The organism is Paenirhodobacter sp. CAU 1674, from assembly GCF_029222945.1.
GTDB lineage: Bacteria > Pseudomonadota > Alphaproteobacteria > Rhodobacterales > Rhodobacteraceae > Rhodobacter.
Genome location: NZ_JARHUH010000005.1, coordinates 142,047 through 165,012, shown reverse-complemented (window position 1 = coordinate 165,012; position 22,966 = coordinate 142,047). Strand labels below are relative to the sequence as shown.

Genomic DNA, 22,966 nt, shown 5'->3' with positions numbered 1-22,966 from the left:
CAGGAGTTGGCGATGATCCTCTACCCCGCAATCGACCTCAAGGACGGCCAATGCGTGCGACTGCTGCATGGCGAGATGGACAAGGCCACGGTCTTCGGGGACGACCCGGCCGCGCAGGCCGCGAAGTTCGAGGCCGCGGGCTGCGAATGGGTGCATCTGGTCGATCTGAACGGCGCCTTCGCGGGCGCGCCCGTCAATGCCGCCGCGGTCGAGGCCATTCTGGCGCGTATTACCGTGCCCGCGCAGCTGGGCGGCGGGATCCGCGACATGGCGACAATCGCAGGCTGGATCGAAAAGGGCCTGTCGCGCGTGATCCTAGGCACGGTGGCGGTCGAAAACCCCGATCTGGTGCGCCAGGCCGCGCGTGAATTTCCCGGCAAGGTGGCGGTGGGCATCGACGCGCGCAACGGCCGCGTGGCGACCAAGGGCTGGGCCGAGGAAACCGATGTGATGGTCACTGATCTGGCGAAATCCTTCGAAGACGCAGGGGTTTCGGCGATCATCTACACCGACATCATGCGCGACGGCGCGATGACCGGCCCCAACATCGACGCGACCGAGGCACTGGCGCGCGCGGTCAGCATTCCGGTGATCGCCTCGGGCGGCGTGTCCTCGCTGCCCGACCTGATCGCCCTGCGCGACACCGGCGTGATCGCGGGCGCGATCTCGGGGCGCGCGATCTATGACGGGGCGCTGGACCTGACGCAGGCACTGGCGGCGCTGAAGACGTGACCAAACTCGGCAGAAAGCTGCACAAGGAAGCGCGCCGCGCTGCCCGCCAGCTGCGCTATCTGCTGGCTCTGCCCGAACTCGCCCGGCTCAAGCGCGCCTGGGATCGCGACTGGCCCGCGCAACTGACCCTGACCGAGGGCGCGCAGCCCTTCGGCCCCCGGGTCGCGGTGCTGGTGCTGTATCAACCCGAAGGCCTGCGCGCCTCGACGCTGGACAGCTGCGATTATCTGCTGGCGCAGGGCTATGTGCCGCTGATCGTGTCGAACGCGCCGCTCTCGCCTGCCGACCGGCAGGCGCTGGCCTCGCGTGCCGCGCTGATCTGCGAGCGGCCGAACTATGGCTACGACGTCGGCGCCTATCGCGACGGCGTGCGGCTGCTCGACCATCTGGGCCAGCGCCCCGAACATCTGGCCCTGATCAATGACAGCCTGTGGTTTCCGCTGACCCCGGACAATGACCTGCTGGCCCGGCTGGAGGCAACGGGTCGTTTCATGGGCGGGCTGGTGCGCAAGACCCGGCTGCATCGGGATCGCGACCACAACGGCACGGCTGCGGGCTTCATCGAGGCCTATTTCTACCACGTCAATTTCACCGTGCCCGGCGGCACAAAGGCCTTTGTCAGGTTCTGGCGCGATGTGCCGCTGACCAAGGGGCGCGAATTCCTGCGCGAACGGCGGTTTTCCTACGCGATGACCAAGGCGGGGGTGCCGATGGGGGCGCTCGGCTCGCGCCACCTGTTCCTGACCGAAATGGCGGCCCTGCCCACCCCCGAACTGCGCAAGGTGTTGCTCTACGCCGCCTATGACTCCCCGCAGCATCAGGCCCGGGGCACCGCCCTGCTGGAGACCCCCGACCACCCGGACTGGCGCGCCGCCGCGCTGCGCCATATCCGCCGCGTCGTGACGACCGCCCCCTTCTACGCCAGCTTTCCCTATGGCAGCGAAACCACGCTGCGCCTGGGCTTCCTCAAACGGCCCTCGAAGCCGATCTATCGCGCCACGCTGCAGGCCTATCTGCGGGCCGTCGACGCGGGCGATCTGCCCGCCCCCGCGCCCGCGATCCGCGCCGAGATCGAGGCCGCACTGGGCACATGACCGCCCGGCCCTGTGCTTCTTTCTGGCTTCAATATCCCGGGGGCGCGGGGGCTGGCCCCCGCTCTGCGCTTTCCATCCCGCGCCCCGGGCGTTATGACTGCGCCAAAGGAGCCCGCTGCCCATGCTGAAAACCCGGATCATCCCCTGCCTCGACGTGGCCGATGGCCGCGTGGTGAAAGGCGTGAACTTCGTCAACCTGATCGACGCGGGCGACCCGGTCGAGGCCGCCAAGGCCTATGACGCGGCGGGCGCGGACGAGTTGTGTTTCCTCGACATCCACGCCACCCATGAAAACCGCGGCACGATGTTCGATCTGGTCACCCGCACCGCCGAGCAGTGCTTCATGCCGCTGACCGTGGGCGGCGGCGTGCGCAGCCACGAAGACGTGCGCAAGCTGCTGCTGGCCGGCGCCGACAAGGTCAGCTTCAACTCTGCCGCCGTGGCCAACCCCGATGTCGTGGCCGAGGCCGCCGACCGTTTCGGCAGCCAGTGCATCGTGGTGGCGATCGACGCGAAGACGGTCGAACCCGGCCGCTGGGAAATCTTCACCCATGGCGGGCGCAAATCGACCGGCATCGACGCGGTGGAATTTGCCCGCACCGTCGCCGCCAAGGGCGCGGGAGAGATCCTGCTGACCTCGATGGACCGCGACGGCACCCGCGCGGGGTTCAACCTGCCGCTGACCCGCGCGATTTCCGATGCGGTCAGCATCCCGGTCATCGCCTCGGGCGGGGTCGGCACGCTCGACCACCTGGTCGAGGGCGTCACCCTCGGCGGCGCCAGCGCGGTTCTGGCCGCCTCGATCTTCCATTTCGGCGAATTCACCATCGGCGAGGCCAAGGCCCATATGGCCGCCGCCGGCATCCCCGTGAGGCTGACATGAGCACGCTCGACACCCTCGCCGCCACCATCGCGGCGCGCAAATCCGCCGACCCGGACAGCAGCTGGACCGCGAAACTCTTTGCCAAGGGCCCGGAAAAATGCGCCGAGAAATTCGGCGAAGAGGCGATCGAGGCGATCATCGCGGCGGTGAAAAACGACCGCGAGAACCTGACCTACGAGGCCGCCGATGTGCTCTATCACCTGCTGGTGATGCTGGCCGCGCGCGATGTGGCGCTGGCCGATGTTCTGGCCGAACTCGACCGCCGCATGGGCACGTCGGGGATTGCGGAAAAAGCCGCGCGGGGGGCCTGAGATGAGCACGCCCAAAGGTTACTGGATCGGCCATGTGACCGTCGACGACCCGCAGGCCTATCAGGCCTATCGCGTGGCCAATGCGGCGGCCTTCGACAAATACGGCGGGCGCTTTCTGGTGCGCGGCGGCCCGCAAGAGGTGGTCGAGGGCGATCTGCGCCCGCGCGCCGTGGTGATCGAATTTCCCAGCATCGAAGCCGCCCACGCCTGCTATCTGAGCCCCGAATATCAGCACGCGATGAGCCTGCGCACCCCGGTCTCGATCGCCGATCTGTGCATCGTCGAAGGCTGGGCCGGCTGACCCCGCGCAGGGGCGCGCGCGCCCTTGTCCCCTCTGGCACTGACATTACATTGCGACCATGATCAAAGCGCTCCTTTCGCTGCTTGCAGCCCCGCAACCCGAACCGCTGACCGCCGATGACGCCGAACTGGCGCTGGCGGCGCTTCTGGTGCGGCTGGCGCGCGCCGATCATCATTTCGACGCAGCCGAAAAGGCGCGCATCGACCGTATCCTGGCCACACGCGGGGACCTGAGCCCCGCGCAGGCCGAAGCCCTGCGCCAGCGTGCCGAAGAGGTGGAGGCCGAGGCCCCCGACACGGTGCGCTTCACCCGCGCGCTGAAGGACCGGGTCCCGCATGAAAACCGGATCAGCGTGATCGAGGCGATGTGGGAGGTCGCCCTGGCCGACGGATCGCGCGAGGCCGAGGAAGAGGCGCTGATCCGGCTGGCGGCCAATCTGCTGGGCATCAACGACCGTGATTCGGCGCTGGCGCGGCAAAGGGTGCAGACACAGCGCGGCTGATTTTCCCGGCGCCCGCGTAAAATCACGCCGCCTGCCTGTCTTTTTGGCGCATCCCCCTGCGTCAGCCGTCACTCGCCCGTTGCATTCCCCCCGAAAATCGCGCCAACTTGACCAACCGGACAAAGAGAAGCCCAAAGTGACCGATCCCGCGCCCGTCATCGAAATTCGCAACCTGCACAAAAGCTATGGCCAGCTGGAGGTCCTCAAGGGCGTCTCCATCCGCGCCGAACGCGGGCAGGTGATCTCGCTCATCGGGTCGTCCGGGTCGGGCAAATCCACGCTCCTGCGCTGCTGCAACCTGCTGGAAGACAGTCAGCAAGGCGAAATTCTGTTCGAGGGAGAGGCCGTCAAATGGGCGGGCGAAGGCCTGCGGCGCCATCCAGCCGATCGTGCGCAGGTGACGCGGTTCCGCACCAACCTGTCGATGGTGTTCCAGCAATTCAATCTGTGGTCGCACATGACCATCCTGCAAAACGTGATGGAAGCGCCGGTCACCGTGCTGGGCCGCCCCGCGGCGCAGGTCGAGGCGCTGGCACGCAGCCTGCTGGACAAGGTGGGCATCGGCGACAAGGCCGACAACTGGCCCGCGCAACTGTCCGGCGGCCAGCAACAGCGCGCCGCCATCGCGCGCGCGCTGTGCATGCAGCCCGAGGCGCTGCTGTTCGACGAACCGACCTCGGCGCTTGACCCCGAATTGCAGCAAGAGGTGGTCAAGGTCATCAAGGATCTGGCGGGCGAGCATCGCACGATGATCCTGGTGACCCACGACATGCGGCTGGCGGCCGATGTGTCCGATCACGTCATCTTCCTGCATCAGGGCAAGATCGAGGAAGAAGGCCCGCCCGAGGCGCTGTTCGGCGCGCCGAAATCGGAACGGCTGCAACAATTCCTGTCGGCCACCGCGCCGGCCTGAATCCGAAAACCAAAAACACGATCTTCAACAGTGGAGTTGAGACTATGAAAAAGCTGATCCTGACCACCGCGGCGCTGGCGCTTTGCAGCGGTTTTGCCATGGCTGAAACGGTGCGCATGGGCACCGAAGGCGCCTACCCTCCCTACAACTTCATCAACGACAAGGGGGAAGTCGACGGGTTCGAGCGCGAGCTGGGCGACACGATGTGCGCCAAGGCCGGGCTGACCTGCGAATGGGTCACCAACGAATGGGACAGCATCATCCCGAACCTGCTGTCGGGCAACTACGACACGATCATCGCGGGCATGAGCATCACCGATGAGCGCAAAGAAACCATCGACTTCACCCAGAACTACATCCCCCCGGCGGCCTCGTCCTACATGGCGATGAAGGCTGACGCGGATCTTCAGGGCGTGGTCGCCGCGCAGGTCGGCACGATCCAGGCCGATTACGTCGCCAAGTCGGGCGCCACGCTGCTGGAATTCGCCACGCTCGACGATACCGTCGCGGCGGTGAAGAACGGCGAGGCCGACGCAGTGTTTGCCGACAAGGACGCGCTGGCGCCCTTCGTCACCGAAGGCGGTGAAATGGTCTGGGCGGGCGCGGATGTGCCGCTGGGCGGCGGCGTCGGCATGGGCCTGCGCAAATCCGACACCGAGCTGAAAGCCAAGTTCGACGCGGTGATCACCGAGATGAAGGCCGACGGCACGCTCAATACGATGATCACGAAATGGTTCGGCGACGAAGCCGCCACGTTCTGATGACAGGGGGCGGCCTTTCGGGGCCGCCCGACCCCCATGTTCGCAAGCTGCGCCGATCCTTCCCAACTCGAGGGCCTGAGCTGGCTCCTGTGCTACCTGACCTCGGGCAAGCACATGCTGTTCTACGGCTCGTTCTTCGTGGTTCTGGCCCTGATGCTGATTACCGCCCCCGTCGCACTGGCCTTCGGCTTTGCTGGCGCCCTGGCGGCGCGCAGCCCGGTCGCGCCGCTGCGCTGGCTGGGCAAGGGCTATACGGCGATGGTGCGCGGCGTGCCCGACATCGTGTTTTTCCTGTTCGTTCCGGTCGCGCTGGATCAGGGGTTCGAATACCTGCGCCATTTGTGGAAATGCCCGCCGACGGGTGAACCTGTCTGGGCCAATGGCGAATTCAACGTGTGCGCCGCGGCCAAGCTGCCGCTGTCCACGAGCCCGCAGATCTGGCACGAGGCTTACGGCTTCACCCTGGCCGTGGTGGCGTTTTCAATCGTCTTCGGCGCCTTTGCCGCCAATGTCCTGTTTGGCGCGATGAATGCCGTGCCGCGCGCGCAGCTGGAAACCGCCGAGGCCTACGGCATGACCCCGCGCCAGGTCAGCCGCCGCATCCTGATCCCGCAGATGTGGACCTACGCCCTGCCCGGGCTGTCGAACCTGTGGATGATCCTGATCAAGGCCACGCCGCTGCTGTTCCTGCTGGGGGTCGAGGACATCGTTTATTGGGCGCGCGAACTCGGCTCGACCAAATCGCAGATCTATGCCTATCCGCACCCAGACTGGCGCGTGTGGTATTTCCTGGGGCTGCTGTGTTTCTACCTGGCGATGACCCGCGTCTCAGAGGTCGTGCTGGGCCGTCTGACGACACGGCTGTCGCGCGGTCAGGCCACGATGGCGGGCGAGGCGCAGCGTAAACTGGCCGGGGAGGCAGGCGCATGAGCTGCACCGAAATCATCGCCGATTATGGCCTGCGCTCGCTGGGCATTGGCGAACGGCTGTTGCCGCGCAGCGACTTCACGCTGTGCCACCAGTTCACGCTGATCGGCTCTGGCCTGATCTGGAACATCTATTTCGGCGTTCTGGCGCTGGCCTTCGGCTTCTTTCTGGCGACCGGGCTGGCGCTGGCCAAGGCCGCCGAGGCGCCCTTGATCCGCAAACCTGCGGAATGGTTCATCTTCGTCTTCCGCGGCTCGCCGTTGTTCATCCAGTTCTTCCTGGCCTATGAGGCGCTGGTGATGTTGCCGCGCGCGGGCATCAACATCTTCGGGCTGACGGTGCAGACCAGCTGGGTGACCTCGGCCTGGGCGGGCGCACTGTTCGTGCTGTTCCTGAACACCGCCGCCTATTCGGCCGAAATCTTCTACGGCGCGCTGCGCTCGGTGCCCAAGGGCGATATCGAGGCCGCCGATGCCTACGGGCTGACCGGCTGGAACAAGTTCCGCCGCGTGCTGTGGCCCACCATGCTGCGGCTGGCCTGGCCCGCCTATACGAACGAGGCGATCTTCCTGTTCCACGCCACGACGCTGGTCTTCTTCTCGGGCTTTCCGGCCTATCAGCAACGCGGCGATGCGCTGTATTACGCGAAGTTTTTCGCCGACAAGACCTTCAACCCCTTCATCCCCTACCCGATCGCTGCCTTCTATTTCATCTGCGTCACGCTGGCGCTGATCGGTCTGTTCGGGGTGGTCAACCGCCGCCTGAACCGCCATCTGCCGCAGGCTCACCGCCCGCGCCTGAGGATCAGGCCGCAAATCATCAGGTGAGACATGGACTGGCTGAAAGAACACCCCGAGGTGCGCACCATTCGCGTGGCGGCGGCTGATCTGAACGGGGTGGCGCGCGGCAAACGCATTCCCGCGCGCTTCGCAAGCAAGGTCTTCACCGAAGGCACCCGGTTTCCGTTTTCGGTGATGAACCTCGACATCTGGGGCGAGGATATCGAAGACAGCCCGCTGGTGTTCGAGACCGGCGATTGCGACGGTTTGTTGATGCCCACCGAACGCGGTTTCCTGCCGATGCCCTGGCTGGAGGCGCCGACCGCGCTGTTGCCGATCTGGATGTTCCACATGGACGGTCGCCCCTATGCCGGCGATCCGCGCCAGGCGCTGGCCCGGGTGCTGGATCGTTACAAGGCGCGCGGTCTGACCCCGGTTGTCGCAACCGAGCTGGAGTTCTTCCTGATCGACGATTCCGGGTCGCGATTGCGGGTGCCGCCCTCGCCCCGTTCGGGCAAACGCCGCACCGGGGGCGAAACGCTGTCGCTGCGCGCCCTTGATGCGTTTGATGCCTTTTTCACCGCGCTCTATGACGCCTGCGAGGCAATGGACATCCCCGCCGATACCGCGATTTCCGAGGCCGGGCCCGGCCAGTTCGAAATCAACCTGATGCATCAGGCCGACCCGCTGAAGGCCGCCGATGACACCTGGCTGTTCAAGATGCTGGTCAAGGGGCTGGCGCGCCGTCACGGATTTGCCGCCAGCTTCATGGCGAAACCCTATGACATGTGGGCCGGCAACGGGATGCACACGCATTTTTCCGTGCTCGACGCGGCGGGCGAGAATATCTTCAACGACGGCACGCCGCAGGGGTCTGACGCGCTGCGTCAGGCGGTGGCGGGGTGTCTGGCCGCATTGCCCGGATCGACGCTGATCTTCGCGCCGCATGAAAACAGCTATGACCGGCTGGTGCCCAATGCGCATGCGCCAACCGGCATCGGTTGGGCCTATGAAAACCGCACGGCCGCGCTGCGGGTGCCCAGTTCGGGCAATGCCGCGCGCCGGATCGAACATCGCGTGGCGGGGGGCGATGTGAACCCCTATCTGATGATCGCCGCCATTCTGGGCGCCGCGCTGATCGGGATCGAGGATCGGATGATCCCGGATGAACCGCTCAAGGGCAACGCCTATGCGCAGAACCTTGACCAGTTGCCGCCGACCTGGCACCGCGCGATTGAAACCTTTTCGATGTGTCCGCTGGTGCGGCGGATCTTCGACGACGAGATTGTCGAGAATTTCCTGATGACCAAGCGGCAGGAAATTCACTACATGGCCGAGCTGTCCGATCAGGAACAATCGGAACTGTATCTGGATACCGTCTGATCGAGGCGGGCGGGGCCCCTGCCCCGTCAGCCCGCCCCGCTCAGCCCAGCGTCACGTCCAGGAACATCATCAGGATCAGGCCAAAGATCAGCCCCGCCGTCGCGCGGTTCTGATGCCCGTTGCGATGGGTTTCGGGCAGGATTTCATGGCTGATGATATAGAGCATCGCGCCCGCCGCGAAGGTCAGCCCCCAGGGCAGCAGCGCCGACGAAACCGACACCGCCGTCGCGCCAAGCAAGGCGCCCACGGGTTCCACAAGACCCGTTGCCATGGTCACCAGAAAGGCACGGCGACGGGTGTAGCCCTGCCCGACCAGCGCCACAGCCACGGCCAGCCCCTCGGGAATGTCCTGCAGGGAAATCCCGGTCATCACCGACAAGCCGTTTGCGCGGTCAGCCCCGAAGGCCACGCCGATCGACAGGCCCTCGGGGAAGTTGTGAATGGTGATCGCCAGCACGAACAGCCAGATCCGCGCCAGTGCCGCCGCATCGCCGCCTTCGCGCCCGGTCAGGAAATGCTCGTGCGGCAGCACCGCGTTCAGCCATGCGACGAAGCCCGCCCCAAGTGCGATCCCCACCGCCGCCACCATCGCCGCGATCCAGAGCGAACCGAACATCGCCTCGGCCACGTCGATCCCGGGCAGGATCAGCGAGAAATAGGACGCCGACAGCATCACACCCGCCGCGAACCCCAGCATCGTGTCGGCGGTGCGCTGCGTCATGGACCGCCCGATCAGCGCCGGGATCGCCCCTGCCGCCGTGGCCGCCGCCGCGACAAAACCGCCGCCCACTCCGTAAAGAATATCCTGCATCGCGCCTCCTGTCCGCGCACTCGACACAAGCCCGCAGCACTTGGCAAGCACAAAGCAAAGGTTGCGCAGTTTTGCATGAATTGGTAACAGAAACTAACCAAATCGGAGGGACTGCAATGCCCGTCATCACCTGCATCGACGATCTCAAGCGCCTGCACCGCAAACGCACGCCGAAAATGTTCTACGATTACGCCGAAAGCGGGTCGTATACCGAGCAGACCTTCCGCGAGAACACGACCGATTTCGCGCAGATCCGGCTCAATCAACGGGTCGCGGTGGACATGACCGGGCGCACGACCCGCTCGACCATGCTGGGGCAGGATGTGGCGATGCCGGTGGCGCTGGCGCCGGTGGGGCTGACCGGCATGCAGCGCGCCGATGGTGAGATCAAGGCGGCACGGGCGGCGGCGAAATTCGGCGTGCCCTTCACCCTGTCGACGATGTCGATCTGCTCGATCGAGGATGTGGCCGACAATACCGACGCGCCGTTCTGGTTTCAGATCTACACGCTGACGGACGATGATTTCAACGTGAAGGTGCTGCAACGCGCCCGCGCAGCGGGCTGTTCGGCGCTGGTCATCACGGTCGATCTGCAACTGCTGGGACAGCGCCACAAGGATCTGAAGAACGGCCTGACCGCGCCGCCGAAATTCACCGTGCCGGTGATGCTGGATCTGGCGACGAAATGGCGCTGGGGCATCGAGATGCTGCAGACCAAGCGCCGCTTCTTCGGCAATATCGTGGGCCATGTGGACAGCGTGGCCGACCCTGCCTCGCTGAACAGCTGGACCGCCGAGAAATTCGATCAGGCGCTGAACTGGGACCGGATCAAGAAGCTGATGGACATGTGGGGCGGCAAGGTGATCCTGAAGGGCATCCTGTCCCCCGAAGATGCCGAAATGGCCGCGCAGGTCGGCGCCGATGCGATCGTGGTGTCGAACCACGGCGGGCGGCAGCTGGATGGCGCGCTCAGCTCGATCCGCATGCTTCCCTCGATCGTGCAGGCCGTGGGCGACAGAACCGAGGTCTGGCTGGACAGCGGCATCCGCTCGGGGCAGGACGTGCTCAAGGCGCTGGCCCTGGGCGCCAAGGGCGTGATGATCGGCCGCGCCTTCGTCTACGGGCTGGGCGCGATGGGCGAGCCGGGCGTGACCCGCGCGCTGGAGATCATCCAGAAAGAGCTGGATACCTCGATGGCGCTGTGCGGCGAACGCCGGGTGCAGGACCTCAAACGCGAAAACCTGCTGGTGCCGAACGGGTTCTTCGACGCGTATAGCTGAACGCCCCCGGGGCCCGGGCCTGGCTTCTTTTTGGCAAAAATACTCAAATCCCCGCGCCCCCGCATCGCAGCGCCGGAACTGCTTGCCTTTTTCCCGATTCCCGCGTATGCGCGCACCTTCATGGGCCCACACCCTTGGAGGGGGCCCGCAACTTGACCAATTGGAGATAACAATGGCCAAAGAGATCGAAACTCTCGAAGCCACGGTGCGCACGGGGACGGGCAAGGGGGCCGCTCGCGCAGCACGCCGTGAGGGCATGGTGCCCGGTATCGTCTATGGCGACGGCAAAGAGCCGGTCGCGCTGAACTTCGACTACAACAAGCTGCTGACCCGCCTGCGCAAGGGCCGCTTCATGTCGACCCTGTTCAACCTGAAGGTTGAAGGCCAGGAAGACGTGCGCGTGATCTGCCGCGGCGTTCAGAAAGACGTTGTGAAGGATCTGCCGACGCATATCGACTTCATGCGCACCCACCGCGCCTCGCGCATCAACCTGTTCATCCACGTCACCTTCGAAAACCACGAAGCGGCGCCGGGCCTGAAACGCGGCGGCACGCTGACCGTGGTGCGCCCCGAGGTCGAACTGGAAGTTCTGGCTGGCGACATCCCGGACCACATCACCGTGGACCTGACCGGCAAGCAGATCGGCGATGTGATCCACATCAACGACATCACCCTGCCGGAAGGCGCGCGTCCGACCATCGACCGCAACTTCGTGATCGCCAACATCGCGGCGCCCTCGGGCCTGCGCTCGAGCGACAACGAAGAAGCCGAGGCCGCGGCCGAGGAATAATCTTCGCTGCTGTCGGAATGACGAAACGCCGGGCCCTCGGGTCCGGCGTTTTGCATTGGGGCCCTGCTGGCGGTTATGCGCGCGCCGCCTGATCGAGCCAGGCGGTGATCGCCGCCACCGATTCAGGTTCATCCAGAAACGGAACATGTGCGCGGTCGGGCACTTCGGCAAAGATCATGTCGGGCCGACGCGCGCGCATTTCCGCGGCCGAGGCGGCGCTCAGCAGATCCGAATTCGCCCCCCGGATCAGGGCCAGCGGCAGCCCGGCACAGGCGTCGAACAGCGGCCAGGCGGTCGGCACCGCATCACCCTTGAAGGCGCCCAGGAAGGCCTCGCGCAGCGCCGGATCGTAGTTGATCTTCACGCCTTCGTCGGTCTGGACGTAGTGGCGCACCGCCTCTTCGGCCCAACGGCTTTCGGGCACATTGGCGAAGCCCGGCATCACCATCGGCAGCCGATCGGCGACCCCCTCAAGCGTGCGCGCCACCGGGTTGCGCCCGACATAATCGAAGATCCGCTGCAGACCCTCGGCCTCCAGCACCGGCCCCACATCGTTCAGGCAGATCCCGGCCACCCGGTCATGCGCCACCGCAGCCAGATACATCGCAATCAGCCCGCCGCGCGAGGTGCCCAGAAACGCCGCCCGGGCGATCCCCAGATGATCCATCAGTGCCAGCACATCGGCGGCTTCCTGCGGAACCGTATAGGTCTCGGCGCCGGTCCAGGCGCTTTCGCCCCGCCCGCGGTAATCGGGGCGGATCACCCGAACGCCCTCGGGCATGTGATGCATCAGATAATCGAAGTCATGGCTGTTGCGCGTCAGCCCCGCCAGCGCGATCACAACAGGCCCCGCGCCCCGGTCGCGATAGGCCAGTTTCGCGCCATCGGCCGCGGTGAAATATTGTAGTTGCATCCGTCTCTCTCCCTCTGGCACGGCATCGCGGTTGCGATCATACTGGCTCGACAGGAGAACGCCATGCCCGAGACGCTCGAAAAACTGCAGGCCCGGCTGAACGAACTGGAAGACCAGATCGAACAGGAATGGGCCGCCCGTCGCGAGACAATGCGCTACCGGATCGAGCGTGGCCGGATCGTGTTCGAGGAAGGCGTGCGCGACGCCCATCGCGCCGCCCGCGTGCGTCTGTGGCTGTTTTTGCGCCGCACCCGCCTGATGGTCATTCTGACCGCGCCCGTGATCTATGCGGTGGTCATTCCCTTTGTCCTGCTGGACCTGTTCGTGACGATTTATCAAGCGATCTGTTTTCCGATCTATCACATCGAAAAGGTCCGCCGCCGCGACCATATCGTCATCGACCGCCACAATCTGGGCTATCTGAACGCGATCCAGAAGCTGAACTGCATCTATTGCGGCTATGGCAACGGGGTGATTTCCTATGTCCGCGAAGTCTCGGCCCGGACCGAGAAATACTGGTGCCCGATCAAACACGCGCGCCGGGTGAAGGGTGCGCATGCCTATTACGGCGAATTCTGCGATTTCGGCAATGCCGAGGAATATCAGGAAAAATGGGCGCGGCTGCGGCGCGAACTGCGCCCCCGGAAAGACGACTGAGGCGCAAGCGAAAAGGGCGCCCGAAGGCGCCCCGATCCGGTGATCTCAGATGTTTTCGGGCTGCGGCATGCCCAGGACGTGATAGCCGCAATCGACCGTCACGACCTCGCCCGTGGTGCAATTGCCGTAATCCGAACACAGCCAGACCGCGGTGCCGCCCACCGCCTCCAGCGTGGCGTTCTGGCGCAAGGGCGCGTTGGCCTCGGTGTGGCGATAGGTCTTGCGCGCACCGCCGATGGCCGCCCCTGCCAGCGTCTTCATCGGGCCGGGGCTGATCGCGTTCACGCGCACCTGCTGCGGGCCCAGATCGTTGGCCAGATAGCGCACGGCGCTTTCCAGCGCCGCCTTGGCCACGCCCATCACGTTGTAGAACGGCGTGACGCGGTTCGATCCGCCATAGGTCAGCGTAATCAGGCTGCCGCCGTCGGGCATCATTTCGGACGCGCGGCGCGCCACGTCGATGAAGCTGTAGCAGCTGATCGCCAGGCTGTTCTTGAAGTTATCGCGCGAGGTGTTGATGAACCGGCCCGTCAGCTCGTTCTTGTCGGAATAGGCGATGGCGTGGATCAGGAAATCCATCGTCCCCCATTTTTCCTTGAGCTGCGCGAAGGCCGCATCAAGGCTCGCGTCGTCGTTCACATCGACATCGACCAGGATATCCGAACCCACCGAGGCCGCCAGCGGGGCAACGCGCTTGCCAAACGCTTCCCCCTGATAGGAGAAGGCCAGTTCGGCCCCCTCCGCAGCCAGCGCCGAGGCGATCCCCCAGGCGATCGAGCGTTCGTTCGCCACACCCATGACAAGCCCGCGCTTGCCCTTCATCAGATCAGCCATGTGATTTCCCTGACCAACTCAGTCCAGATATTTGCTCATCAGCAGCGTCGCGTTGGTGCCGCCAAACCCGAAGCTGTTCGACAGAACCGAGTCGAATTCGACATTCTCACGCAGCTCGGTGCAGATTTCCTCGGGGCGGATCGCCGGGTCGAGTTGGGTGATATTGGCCGAAGCGGTGATGAATTTGCCTTCCATCATCAGCAGGCAGTAGATCGCCTCATGCACGCCCGTCGCGCCCAGGCTGTGCCCGGTCAGCGATTTCGTGGACGAGATCGGCGGCACGTTGCCCTCGCCGAAGACGCGGCGCACGGCCTCGACCTCGGTCACGTCGCCCGCCACCGTCGAGGTGCCATGCGCGTTGATATAGCTGACCTTGCGGCCTTCGCCCAGGGTCGAGACCGCCAGCCGCATCGAGCGTTCGCCGCCCTCGCCCGAGGGGGCCACCATGTCATAACCATCCGAGGTCGCGCCATAGCCGGTCAGTTCGGCATAGATTTTCGCGCCGCGCGCCTTGGCATGTTCCAGTTCTTCCAGAACCACCACGCCGCCGCCGCCCGCAATGACAAACCCGTCCCGCGTCGCATCGAAGGCGCGGCTCGCGGTGGTGGGGGTGTCGTTGTATTTCGACGACATCGCACCCATCGCGTCGAACAGGCACGACAGCGTCCAGTCGAGTTCCTCGCCACCGCCGGCGAAGATCACGTCCTGCTTGCCCATCTGGATCAGCTCGGCCGCGTTGCCGATGCAATGCGCGCTGGTCGAGCAGGCCGAGGTGATCGAATAGTTCACGCCCTTGATCTTGAACGGCGTCGCCAGGCAGGCCGAATTGGTCGACGACATGCAGCGCGTCACCATAAACGGGCCCATCCGCTTGGGGCTGCCCTTTTCCAGCGTGATCCGGTGCGCCTCGAAGAAGTTCGAGGTCGACGGACCGCCCGAGCCCATGATCAGCCCGGTGCGCGGGTTGGAAATGTCGCTTTCTTCCAGGCCGCTGTCGGCGATCGCCTGTTCCATCGCCAGGAAGTTATAGGCCGCACCCGGCCCCATGAAGCGCAGGTTGCGCTTGTCGATATGATCTTCCAGCACGATCTGCGGCATGCCGTGGATCTGGCTGCGGAAGCCCCGCTCTGCATATTCGGGGGCGGAAACGATCCCCGAACGGCCCGCACGCAGACTGTCCGAGACTTCTGCCGCATTGTTGCCGATGGGCGAGATGATGCCCAGGCCGGTGATGACGACGCGCCGCATGGGGGCCTCCTGTGTTGGGTTGAATCAGCTCTCGGAGAGAGCGACCTTCATATCCTTGACGATGTAAATCACCTCACCATCGGCTTCGACGATACCGTCGGCAACACCCATGGTCAGGCGGCGGGTCTGGATCGCCTTGGTGAAATCGACCTTGTAGGTCAGCATCTTGCGGTCGGGGCGCACCATGCCGGTCAGCTTGACCTCGCCCACGCCCAGCGCATAGCCGCGCCCCTGCCAGCCGCGCCAGCCCAGGTTGAACCCGGTCAGCTGCCACAACCCATCAAGCCCCAGACAGCCCGGCATGATCGGGTTGCCGGGGAAATGGCATTCAAAGAACCACAGGTCCGGGGTGATGTCGAATTCGGCCACGACATGGCCCTTGCCATGCAGGCCCCCATCGCCCGAGATTTCGGTGATGCGGTCCATCATCAGCATCGGCGGCGCCGGCAACTGGGCATTGCCCGGCCCGAACAGCTCGCCGCGTGCGCATTTCAAAAGATCGTCCCGGTCGAAGCTCGTCGGAAAGCCCGTCATCGGCCTGTGTCCCCCCCAGTGGTCTGTCCTCCCCCTCTAACACCCGCACCCGCGCGCGTGCAAGGCCCGCAGCCCCCTGCGACCCCGCGAAACACCCGACGCCGCCTTTCAAGGCTCTGATCCGGGAAAGCCATTGAAATAAGGCACTGGCCGCGCATATAATGTCACAGGGAGACGCAAAGCGATGACTGAACTTGAGATGGAACGTGGCCAGAAATGGCTCGCCGATGGGGGTTTGCGCCCGACGCGCCAACGCCTTTCTTTGGCATCCCTTCTGATCGGCGACGGCATGAACCGCCATGTGACGGCCGAGGGGCTTTATGCCGCGGCGCATGACGCGGGCGAACGCGTGTCGCTGGCCACCGTATACAACACGCTGCGCGCGTTCTGCGATGCCGGCCTGATGCACGAAATCACCGTCGACGCGACGCGATCCTATTTCGACACCCGGATGGACGATCACCCGCATTTCTTCTGGGAGGGCGAGAACCGGATTTCCGACGCCCCCGCCGAGGAACTGGAACTGGCCCGAATTCCCAAGGCGCCCCCCGGCGCCGAGGTGACCCGCGTCGACGTGGTGATCCGCGTCCGCAAGGTCTGATCGGCGCGGGCTTCCCGCCCAAATCATTCCTGCGAAATCGCACATGTCTGGCCGGGCCCCAGCCCGGCCTTTGCATATCCACCCCACCGCGCCGTGGCCCGATCGCCGCAATTCGATCACGGCGGCGTGTGGGGCAAGAGCAACAGCGCGCGCAGAAATTCCCGCCCCCCTGCACTTCCCCTCGGAAAACGCCGTTTTTCCGGCTAGAGTGGGATCAAATTTGTTACAAGAAAGAGATCCACCATGAACACGAAGCACTTTCTCTTCGCTCTCGCAGCGCTCGGCGTCCCGGCCATGGCTTCGGCACAATCTCTGCCCGAAGGCGTCACCGGCAAGGGCTATATCGAATACGAATACCTGACCTCGGATGGCGAAGACGCGTCGGGCATCATCGGCGACTTCGACATCAGCGTTGCCCCGGGTGCAAGCGGCTTTGGCTTCGATTTCGGCCTGTTCGGCCTTGATTTCGAAGACACCTCGGAAGCCGCGCTCTATGGCGCGCTGACCTACACCACCGGCAACCACAAGTTCAGCTTCGGTGTTCCGCGCTCGGCCCTCAAGGACCATACCCGCGTTCCCGACATCGGCGGTTCGCGGTTCTTCTCGCTCGAAGCGGGCATCCTGACCGACGGTCTGGTGGACGTTGCCTACCTGCAGTCGGACGAAACCCCGATCGGCCTGCGCTATGATGGCGATTTCGGCGCCGTGAAGGCCAGCGCCTCCTATCACCGCTTCTCGGACGAAGAGGACGTGGACGTCTTCGGCTTTGGCGCGACCTATACCCAAGGCATGTGGTTCGCTTCGGGCAGCGTGGAGCATTTTGACGGCGAGTCGGCTAACGGCACGCTGGTGCACGCCGAAGGCGGCGTCGAGACCGATCTCTATTCGGTCGGCCTTGGGCTCAGCAATGGCGACGATTCCTATTTCGATGACACCGCCGTCATGCTGTGGGGTTCCTACAAGGTCATGCCGCAGCTTGAAGTCACCGCGACCGTTCTGGACGTCGCTTCGACCACGCTTTACGGCGTCAGCGCCGATTACAATTTCTGGAGCGGCGCCTATGCGCAGCTGGGCTATTTCGATGGCGACAACGTCGACGATGGGGTGTGGGACATCTCGCTCGGCTGGAAGTTCTGAGCCCTTCGAAACTGACGCGACAGGCCGCCTTCGGGCGGCCTTTTGCATTCCGGCGCCCCGTTCTTGCCCCCTTGCCGATCCCCCCGCCGGCCCCTAAGGTAGCCGCACTTACTCGTTGGGGTGCCCCGGGCGACCGGGGCTGAGAGGCGGCAGCCAACCCATCGAACCTGATCCGGTTAATACCGGCGGAGGGAACGGGTAGCGCAGTGAAGCATGGCAGCCTTCTGCCGTGCCCAAGCCCCCGAATCCGTCTGTCGGTCGATATGGGGGCGACGTGACAGCAATTGCATTGACCATCGCGGGGTCTGACAGCGGCGGTGGCGCCGGGATTCAGGCAGATCTCAAGACATTTTCCGCGCAGGGCAGCTATGGCGCCAGCGTCCTGACCGCGATCACCGCGCAGAACACCCGCGCCGTCACCGCCGTTCTAGCCCTGCCGCCCGCCATCGTGCGCGCCCAGATCGAGGCGGTATTCGACGATCTGGCGGTGGACGCGGTCAAGATCGGGATGCAGGGCGATCCGCAAGTGATCCGCGTGGTGGCCGAAGGGCTGGGCGGGCGCGATCTGCCGGTGGTCCTTGATCCGGTGATGGTGGCGAAATCGGGCGACCGGCTGCTGGCGGCCGAGGCGATTGCCGCGCTGCGGGACGAATTGCTGCCGCTGGCAACCGTGCTGACCCCCAACATCCCCGAGGCGGCCGAACTGCTGGATCAGCCCGCCGCCACCGACATCGCCAGCCGCGAAGTGCAGGGCCAGTTGCTGCGCGCTCTGGGGCCAAGTTGGGTGCTGATGAAGGGCGGCCATGCGCCGGGGACTACCTGCACCGATCTGTTGCTGGGCCCTGCGCGGCTGGATCTGACCGCGCCGCGCCGCGCCACCCGCAACACGCATGGCACGGGGTGCACGCTGTCGGCCGCGATCGCCGCCGGGCTGGCGCAGGGCCAAAGCGTGCCCGAGGCCGTGACCCGCGCGCATCGCTACCTGCAAGGCGCCATTGCCGCCGCCGACCGCCTGCAGGTCGGGTCCGGCCACGGGCCCGTGCATCATTTCCATCAGTTTTGGGGGGACACGGCATGAAACCCTTCCGCATTCTGGGCGCGGGCGTCATGGGCCTGGCCATCGCGACCGAACTGGCCACACGCGGCCACCCCGTCGAACTGGTCGACCCCGAACCCACGCCCGGCCCGCATGGCTGTTCCTGGTGGGCGGGCGGCATGCTCGCCCCCTATTGCGAACGCGAATCCGCCGAAGAACCGGTCGAGCGGCTGGGCCTTGGCGCAATCGACTGGTGGGATCGCCACACCGGCACGGTCCGGCGCAATGGCACGCTGGTACTGGCACTCGCGCGCGATCAGGGCGAACTGGCCCGCTTCGCCCGCCGCAGCCGGGGCCACCGGCCGCTGGATGCCGCGGGCATCGCCGCGTTGGAGCCGGACCTGGCCGGCCGTTTCAGTGCCGGGCTGTTTTTCGAGGACGAGGCGCACCTGTCCCCCCGCGCCGCCCTGACCGCCCTGCGCGACGGGTTGCGGGCCCGGGATGTGGCCTTCCACCGCGCGCCCCCGTCCCCGGCCCCCGCCGTGCAGATCGACGCGCGCGGCCTTGCGGCCCGCGATGCGCTGACCGACCTGCGCGGCGTGCGCGGCGAAATGCTGGTGCTGCGCTGCCCCGATGTCACGCTCTCGCGTCCTGTGCGGCTGCTGCATCCGCGCATCCCGCTGTATATCGTGCCGCGCGGCGACGGCATCTTCATGCTGGGCGCCACGATGATCGAAAGCGACCGGCGCGGCATTGTCACGGCACGCTCGGTGCTGGAATTGCTGTCGGCCGCCTATGCGCTGCACCCGGCTTTTGGCGAGGCCGAGGTGCTGGAAACCGGCGCCGATGCGCGCCCGGCCTTTCCCGACAACCTGCCCCGGCTGCGGCGGCGCGGCGCGACGCTGTATGCCAACGGGCTTTATCGGCACGGTTTCCTGCTGGCGCCCGCGGTGGCCGCGATGGCCGCCGATCATCTGGAAACCGGCATCACCCCTGCTTTCATGGACGAGGTCAGCGCATGAACATCACCCTCAACGGCGCGGCGCGACAGACCGCCGCCGCCACCCTTGCCGACCTGCTGACCGAGCAGGGCTTCGGCCAGAAGGTCGCCACCGCCCGCAACGGCGATTTCGTCCCCGTTCCCCTGCGCGCAACGACCCCGGTAATTGAAGGCGACCGGATCGAAGTTGTCGCCCCGATGCAGGGAGGCTGAGCGATGCCGGTATTCTACGGGGTCGAGGTGTCCAGCGCGCTGATGCTGGGCACGGCGCAATATCCGTCGCCCGCGATCATGGCGCAGGCGTTCCGCGCCTCGGGGGCGGGTATCGCCACGGTCAGCCTGCGCCGCGAACAGGGCGGCGGGCAGGCCTTCTGGGATCTGATCGCGGGTCTTGGCCCGCGCGTCCTGCCAAACACCGCGGGCTGCCATACGGTGAAAGAGGCGGTGACCACCGCCCATATGGCACGAGAGCTGTTCGGCACGCCCTGGATCAAGCTGGAAGTGATCGGCCACACCGACACGCTGCAGCCCGATGTCGTGGCCCTGATCGAGGCCGCGCGCATCCTGACCGCCGAGGGGTTCGAGGTCTTTCCCTATTGCACCGAGGATCTGACCATCTGTGGACGGCTTCTGGACGCGGGCTGTCAGGTGCTGATGCCCTGGGGCGCGCCGATCGGTTCGGGCCGGGGGCTGAACAATCCCTTCGGGCTGCGCAGCCTGCGCGCGCAGTTTCCCGATGTGCCGCTGGTGGTGGATGCCGGGATCGGCCTGCCCAGCCATGCCGCGCAGGCGATGGAACTGGGCTTCGACGCCGTGCTTCTGAACACCGCCGTCGCCAGGGCCGGCGATCCGGCAGCCATGGCGCGGGCAATGGCGCGCGCAATCGACGCCGGGCGCGAGGCCTATCTCGCCGACCCGATGGAACCGCGCGACATGGCCGCCCCCTCGACCCCGCTGATCGGAAAGGCGTTTCTGACATGAGCTTGCCGCGTTTCTACCCGATCTTCGACAGCGCCGACTGGATCGCGCGGATGTTGGCCCTGGGGGTAAAACTGGTGCAGCTGCGGATCAAGGACCGCCCCCTGCCCGAACTGCGCGCCGAGATCCGCCGCGCGCGCGATCTGTGCCGCGCCGCCGGGGCCATTCTGGTGGTGAACGACCACTGGCAACTGGCGATCGAGGAAGGCTGCGACTGGCTGCATCTGGGGCAAGAGGATCTGGATACCGCCGATCTGGGCGCGATCCGCGCGGCGGGGCTGAAGCTTGGCCTGTCCACCCATGACGAGGCAGAGTTGACCCGCGCGCTGGCGCTACACCCCGATTACATCGCGCTTGGCCCGGTCTGGCCCACGATCCTCAAGCAGATGAAATGGCATCAGCAGGGGGTCGAAAAACTGACCGAATGGAAGGCGCGGATCGGGGGCGTCCCCCTGATCGCCATCGGCGGGCTGCGGGTCGACCGCGCGCAACAGGCCTTTGCCGCGGGCGCCGATGTGGTCTCGGCCGTGACCGACATCACCCTTGCCCCCGACCCCGAAGCGCGGGTGCGCGACTGGCTGCGGGTGACCGCATGAGCCGCTATGCGCGCCAAACGATCCTGCCCGAGGTCGGCGCCAGCGGGCAGGCGCGGATCGCTGCGGCGCATGTGCTGGTGGTGGGGGCCGGGGGCTTGGGCGTGCCGGTGGTGCAATATCTGGCGGGTGCGGGGATCGGGCGGCTGACCGTGGTCGACCCCGACCGGGTCGAGCTGTCGAACCTGCACCGCCAGCCGATCTATGGCCCCTGCGCGGGCCAGCCCAAGGCAACGGCTGCCGCCGCCTTCGTGCGCGCGCTCAATCCCGATGTGCAGGTCGTGCCCCACGTCGAATGGCTGACCCCGGCCACCGCGCCCGATCTGGTCGCCGCGGCCGATCTGGTGCTGGATTGCGCCGACAGTTTCGCGGTCAGCTATACCCTGTCGGACACCTGCCTAAGCCTGCGCAAACCACTGATTTCGGCCTCTGTGCTGGGGCTTGCGGGCTATGTCGGCGGGTTCTGCGGCGGCGCGCCCAGCCTGCGCGCGGTATTCCCCGACCTGCCCGACACCCAGGCCACCTGCGCCAGCGCGGGCGTGCTGGGGCCGGTGGTGGGGATGTTCGGCCTGCTGCAGGCGCAGATGGCGCTGGCGTTGCTGATCGGTCTTGCGCCCGCGCCGCTGGGGCAGCTTGTGCGCTATAACATGGCCGGCGCGCGCACGGCCAGCTTCCGCTTCGACAGCGCGCCCGAACCCGAAGGCACGCCGCACCGATTTATCGCGAAATCCGACCTGTGCGCGACGGATCTGGTGATCGAGCTGCGCGACAGGGGCGAAGCCCCCGTCCCCGTCACCCCCGCCGCCCTGCGCCTGCCGATCGAGCAGATCGGCCCGCACAACCCCCGCCCCACGGCCGGCCACCGGGCGGTGTTTGTCTGCCAATCCGGGCTGCGCGCCTGGCGCGCGGCGGACCGGCTGCGCCCCCATTGGCCGGGCGACATCGCCCTTCTGGCCGACACCCCCTTTATTTCTGCAGGAGACATCCGATGACATTCCCCCGCCTCGCCGCGACCCTTGCCGCCGCGCTGACCCTTGCCCTGCCCGCGCAGGCGCAGGCGCAAGACAAGCTGACGCTGATGCTTGACTGGTATGTGAACCCCGATCACGCGCCGATCATTCTGGCGCAGGAACAGGGCTTCTTTGCCGACGAGGGGCTGGATGTCGAGATCATCGCCCCCGCCGATCCGGCCGAGCCGCCCAAACTGGTGGCCGCCGGGCGCGCCGATCTGGCGATCAGCTATCAGCCGCAACTGCATCTGCAGGTGCATGAAGGCCTGCCGCTGCGGCGGGTGGGCACGCTGGTGGCCACGCCGCTCAACTGTCTGATGGTCGATGCCAAGGGCCCGGTGCAAAACCTGTCCGATCTGAAGGGCCGCAAGATCGGCTATTCGGTGTCCGGCATCGAAGGCGCGATGATGGAGGCGATGCTGCGCAGTGCCGGGCTGACGATGGCCGATGTCGAGATGGTCAATGTGAACTGGTCGCTCACCCCCGCGCTGATGACCGGGCAGGTGGATGCGGTGATCGGCGCGTTTCGCAATTTCGAACTGACGCAGATGCGGCTGGCGGGGGGCGACTGGCGCTGTTTCTTCCCCGAAGAGGCCGGCCTGCCCGCCTATGACGAGCTGATCTTCGTGGCCAATGCCGACAGCCTTGCCGATCCGGCAAACCCCGCGCGCGACCGCATCCGCCGCTTTCTGGCTGCGGTCGAGCGTGGCACGCAGTATCTGGTGAACCACCCCGACGCGGCCTTCCGCAGCTTTGCCGCCACCGCGCCCGATTTGGGCGACGCGCTGAACACCCAGGCCTGGGCCGACACGCTGCCGCGCTTTGCCCACAGTCCTGCGGCACTGGACCATGGCCGCTATGCGCGGTTCGAGGCGTTCCTGCACGAGGCCGGGCTGATCGACACGGTTCTGCCGGTGTCGCAACTGGCGCTGGACCCGGGGGCGGCGGAATGAGTGGC

General features: G+C 66.0%; 28 protein-coding genes and 1 riboswitch. Of the genes, 23 read left to right on the top strand and 5 right to left on the bottom strand.

Annotated elements, in window-relative coordinates; all coding sequences use genetic code 11:
- Positions 1 to 12 precede the first annotated feature (12 nt).
- The 11 genes from hisA (at position 13) to P2G62_RS08980 (ending at position 8,586) form a co-directional block, all read left to right on the top strand.
- Positions 13 to 732, top strand: a complete 720-nt coding sequence (gene hisA, locus P2G62_RS09030; protein ID WP_275734559.1) for a 1-(5-phosphoribosyl)-5-[(5-phosphoribosylamino)methylideneamino]imidazole-4-carboxamide isomerase — start codon at positions 13 to 15, stop codon at positions 730 to 732.
- Entirely contained in the window at positions 729 to 1,826 is a 1,098-nt protein-coding gene (locus P2G62_RS09025; protein WP_275734558.1) for a rhamnan synthesis F family protein, read from the top strand. The genes hisA and P2G62_RS09025 overlap by 4 nt, the downstream gene beginning before the upstream one ends.
- A gap of 121 nt (positions 1,827 to 1,947) precedes the next feature.
- The gene (gene hisF / locus P2G62_RS09020; RefSeq protein WP_275734557.1) at positions 1,948 to 2,709 is read left to right on the top strand and encodes an imidazole glycerol phosphate synthase subunit HisF; all 762 of its coding nucleotides are present in this window, start codon (positions 1,948 to 1,950) and stop codon (positions 2,707 to 2,709) included.
- Entirely contained in the window at positions 2,706 to 3,020 is a 315-nt protein-coding gene (locus P2G62_RS09015) for a phosphoribosyl-ATP diphosphatase (RefSeq protein ID WP_275734556.1), read from the top strand. The genes hisF and P2G62_RS09015 overlap by 4 nt, the downstream gene beginning before the upstream one ends.
- A gap of 1 nt (position 3,021) precedes the next feature.
- Positions 3,022 to 3,321 carry a DUF1330 domain-containing protein gene (locus P2G62_RS09010; protein WP_275734555.1) on the top strand — a complete coding sequence of 100 codons (300 nt, stop codon included), beginning with the start codon at positions 3,022 to 3,024 and terminating at the stop codon, positions 3,319 to 3,321.
- Between the two features lie 58 nt (positions 3,322 to 3,379).
- Positions 3,380 to 3,823: a TerB family tellurite resistance protein gene (locus P2G62_RS09005; RefSeq protein WP_275734554.1), complete on the top strand. Its 444-nt coding sequence runs from the start codon at positions 3,380 to 3,382 to the stop codon at positions 3,821 to 3,823.
- Positions 3,824 to 3,959: 136 nt separating this feature from the next.
- A complete protein-coding gene (locus P2G62_RS09000) occupies positions 3,960 to 4,736 on the top strand; it encodes an amino acid ABC transporter ATP-binding protein (RefSeq protein ID WP_275734553.1) in 777 nt (258 codons plus the stop codon).
- A gap of 44 nt (positions 4,737 to 4,780) precedes the next feature.
- Positions 4,781 to 5,497 carry a transporter substrate-binding domain-containing protein gene (locus P2G62_RS08995; RefSeq protein WP_275734552.1) on the top strand — a complete coding sequence of 239 codons (717 nt, stop codon included), beginning with the start codon at positions 4,781 to 4,783 and terminating at the stop codon, positions 5,495 to 5,497.
- Positions 5,498 to 5,533: 36 nt separating this feature from the next.
- Positions 5,534 to 6,427, top strand: coding sequence for an ABC transporter permease subunit (locus P2G62_RS08990; protein ID WP_275734551.1), 894 nt, complete (start codon positions 5,534 to 5,536; stop codon positions 6,425 to 6,427).
- Positions 6,424 to 7,251 carry an ABC transporter permease subunit gene (locus P2G62_RS08985; protein WP_275734550.1) on the top strand — a complete coding sequence of 276 codons (828 nt, stop codon included), beginning with the start codon at positions 6,424 to 6,426 and terminating at the stop codon, positions 7,249 to 7,251. The genes P2G62_RS08990 and P2G62_RS08985 overlap by 4 nt, the downstream gene beginning before the upstream one ends.
- 3 nt (positions 7,252 to 7,254) lie before the next feature.
- Positions 7,255 to 8,586 carry a glutamine synthetase family protein gene (locus P2G62_RS08980; protein ID WP_275734549.1) on the top strand — a complete coding sequence of 444 codons (1,332 nt, stop codon included), beginning with the start codon at positions 7,255 to 7,257 and terminating at the stop codon, positions 8,584 to 8,586.
- A gap of 40 nt (positions 8,587 to 8,626) precedes the next feature.
- Here P2G62_RS08980 and P2G62_RS08975 read toward each other — a convergent pair whose 3' ends face one another.
- Positions 8,627 to 9,397, bottom strand: coding sequence for a ZIP family metal transporter (locus P2G62_RS08975; protein ID WP_275734548.1), 771 nt, complete (start codon positions 9,395 to 9,397; stop codon positions 8,627 to 8,629).
- Positions 9,398 to 9,513: 116 nt separating this feature from the next.
- On the opposite strand from P2G62_RS08975, the gene P2G62_RS08970 reads away from it, so the two are divergent.
- Positions 9,514 to 10,677 (top strand): alpha-hydroxy acid oxidase, encoded by a 1,164-nt coding sequence (locus P2G62_RS08970; RefSeq protein ID WP_275734547.1) that lies wholly within the window; start codon positions 9,514 to 9,516, stop codon positions 10,675 to 10,677.
- 172 nt (positions 10,678 to 10,849) lie between these two features.
- Positions 10,850 to 11,467 carry a 50S ribosomal protein L25/general stress protein Ctc gene (locus tag P2G62_RS08965; protein WP_275734546.1) on the top strand — a complete coding sequence of 206 codons (618 nt, stop codon included), beginning with the start codon at positions 10,850 to 10,852 and terminating at the stop codon, positions 11,465 to 11,467.
- A gap of 73 nt (positions 11,468 to 11,540) precedes the next feature.
- On the opposite strand, the gene P2G62_RS08960 is transcribed toward P2G62_RS08965, so the two are convergent.
- On the bottom strand, positions 11,541 to 12,380 hold the full coding sequence (locus P2G62_RS08960; RefSeq protein ID WP_275734545.1) for an alpha/beta hydrolase: 840 nt from the start codon (positions 12,378 to 12,380) through the stop codon (positions 11,541 to 11,543).
- Positions 12,381 to 12,443: 63 nt separating this feature from the next.
- On the opposite strand from P2G62_RS08960, the gene P2G62_RS08955 reads away from it, so the two are divergent.
- Positions 12,444 to 13,037 (top strand): hypothetical protein, encoded by a 594-nt coding sequence (locus tag P2G62_RS08955; RefSeq protein ID WP_275734544.1) that lies wholly within the window; start codon positions 12,444 to 12,446, stop codon positions 13,035 to 13,037.
- Positions 13,038 to 13,082: 45 nt separating this feature from the next.
- Here P2G62_RS08955 and P2G62_RS08950 read toward each other — a convergent pair whose 3' ends face one another.
- From P2G62_RS08950 to fabA, 3 genes are read right to left on the bottom strand one after another with little or no spacing between them, the layout of a single operon-like run.
- A complete protein-coding gene (locus tag P2G62_RS08950; RefSeq protein ID WP_275734543.1) occupies positions 13,083 to 13,871 on the bottom strand; it encodes an SDR family oxidoreductase in 789 nt (262 codons plus the stop codon).
- An 18-nt stretch (positions 13,872 to 13,889) separates the two neighbouring features.
- Positions 13,890 to 15,119: a beta-ketoacyl-ACP synthase I gene (gene fabB, locus P2G62_RS08945; protein WP_275734542.1), complete on the bottom strand. Its 1,230-nt coding sequence runs from the start codon at positions 15,117 to 15,119 to the stop codon at positions 13,890 to 13,892.
- A 24-nt stretch (positions 15,120 to 15,143) separates the two neighbouring features.
- Positions 15,144 to 15,653: a bifunctional 3-hydroxydecanoyl-ACP dehydratase/trans-2-decenoyl-ACP isomerase gene (gene fabA, locus P2G62_RS08940; protein WP_275734541.1), complete on the bottom strand. Its 510-nt coding sequence runs from the start codon at positions 15,651 to 15,653 to the stop codon at positions 15,144 to 15,146.
- A 184-nt stretch (positions 15,654 to 15,837) separates the two neighbouring features.
- Between fabA and irrA the strand changes: the two genes are divergently transcribed.
- From irrA to P2G62_RS08895, 9 genes are all read left to right on the top strand, one after another.
- Positions 15,838 to 16,254 carry an iron response transcriptional regulator IrrA gene (gene irrA / locus P2G62_RS08935; protein WP_275734540.1) on the top strand — a complete coding sequence of 139 codons (417 nt, stop codon included), beginning with the start codon at positions 15,838 to 15,840 and terminating at the stop codon, positions 16,252 to 16,254.
- 243 nt (positions 16,255 to 16,497) lie between these two features.
- On the top strand, positions 16,498 to 17,391 hold the full coding sequence (locus P2G62_RS08930) for a hypothetical protein (protein WP_275734539.1): 894 nt from the start codon (positions 16,498 to 16,500) through the stop codon (positions 17,389 to 17,391).
- Positions 17,392 to 17,497: 106 nt separating this feature from the next.
- A riboswitch (TPP riboswitch) is annotated at positions 17,498 to 17,602 on the top strand.
- A 63-nt stretch (positions 17,603 to 17,665) separates the two neighbouring features.
- Positions 17,666 to 18,469 (top strand): bifunctional hydroxymethylpyrimidine kinase/phosphomethylpyrimidine kinase, encoded by an 804-nt coding sequence (gene thiD, locus P2G62_RS08925; RefSeq protein WP_275734538.1) that lies wholly within the window; start codon positions 17,666 to 17,668, stop codon positions 18,467 to 18,469.
- Complete coding sequence (locus P2G62_RS08920) at positions 18,466 to 19,449, top strand: FAD-dependent oxidoreductase (RefSeq protein WP_275734537.1); 984 nt, start codon at positions 18,466 to 18,468, stop codon at positions 19,447 to 19,449. The genes thiD and P2G62_RS08920 overlap by 4 nt, the downstream gene beginning before the upstream one ends.
- A complete protein-coding gene (thiS, locus tag P2G62_RS08915) occupies positions 19,446 to 19,640 on the top strand; it encodes a sulfur carrier protein ThiS (protein ID WP_275734536.1) in 195 nt (64 codons plus the stop codon). Before P2G62_RS08920 ends, thiS begins: the two co-directional genes overlap by 4 nt.
- Before the next feature lie 3 nt (positions 19,641 to 19,643).
- The gene (locus P2G62_RS08910; RefSeq protein WP_275734535.1) at positions 19,644 to 20,408 is read left to right on the top strand and encodes a thiazole synthase; all 765 of its coding nucleotides are present in this window, start codon (positions 19,644 to 19,646) and stop codon (positions 20,406 to 20,408) included.
- A complete protein-coding gene (locus P2G62_RS08905; RefSeq protein ID WP_275734534.1) occupies positions 20,405 to 21,001 on the top strand; it encodes a thiamine phosphate synthase in 597 nt (198 codons plus the stop codon). Before P2G62_RS08910 ends, P2G62_RS08905 begins: the two co-directional genes overlap by 4 nt.
- Positions 20,998 to 21,990: a HesA/MoeB/ThiF family protein gene (locus P2G62_RS08900; RefSeq protein ID WP_275734533.1), complete on the top strand. Its 993-nt coding sequence runs from the start codon at positions 20,998 to 21,000 to the stop codon at positions 21,988 to 21,990. The genes P2G62_RS08905 and P2G62_RS08900 overlap by 4 nt, the downstream gene beginning before the upstream one ends.
- A complete protein-coding gene (locus P2G62_RS08895) occupies positions 21,987 to 22,961 on the top strand; it encodes an ABC transporter substrate-binding protein (RefSeq protein WP_275734532.1) in 975 nt (324 codons plus the stop codon). Before P2G62_RS08900 ends, P2G62_RS08895 begins: the two co-directional genes overlap by 4 nt.
- Positions 22,962 to 22,966: the final 5 nt, after the last annotated feature.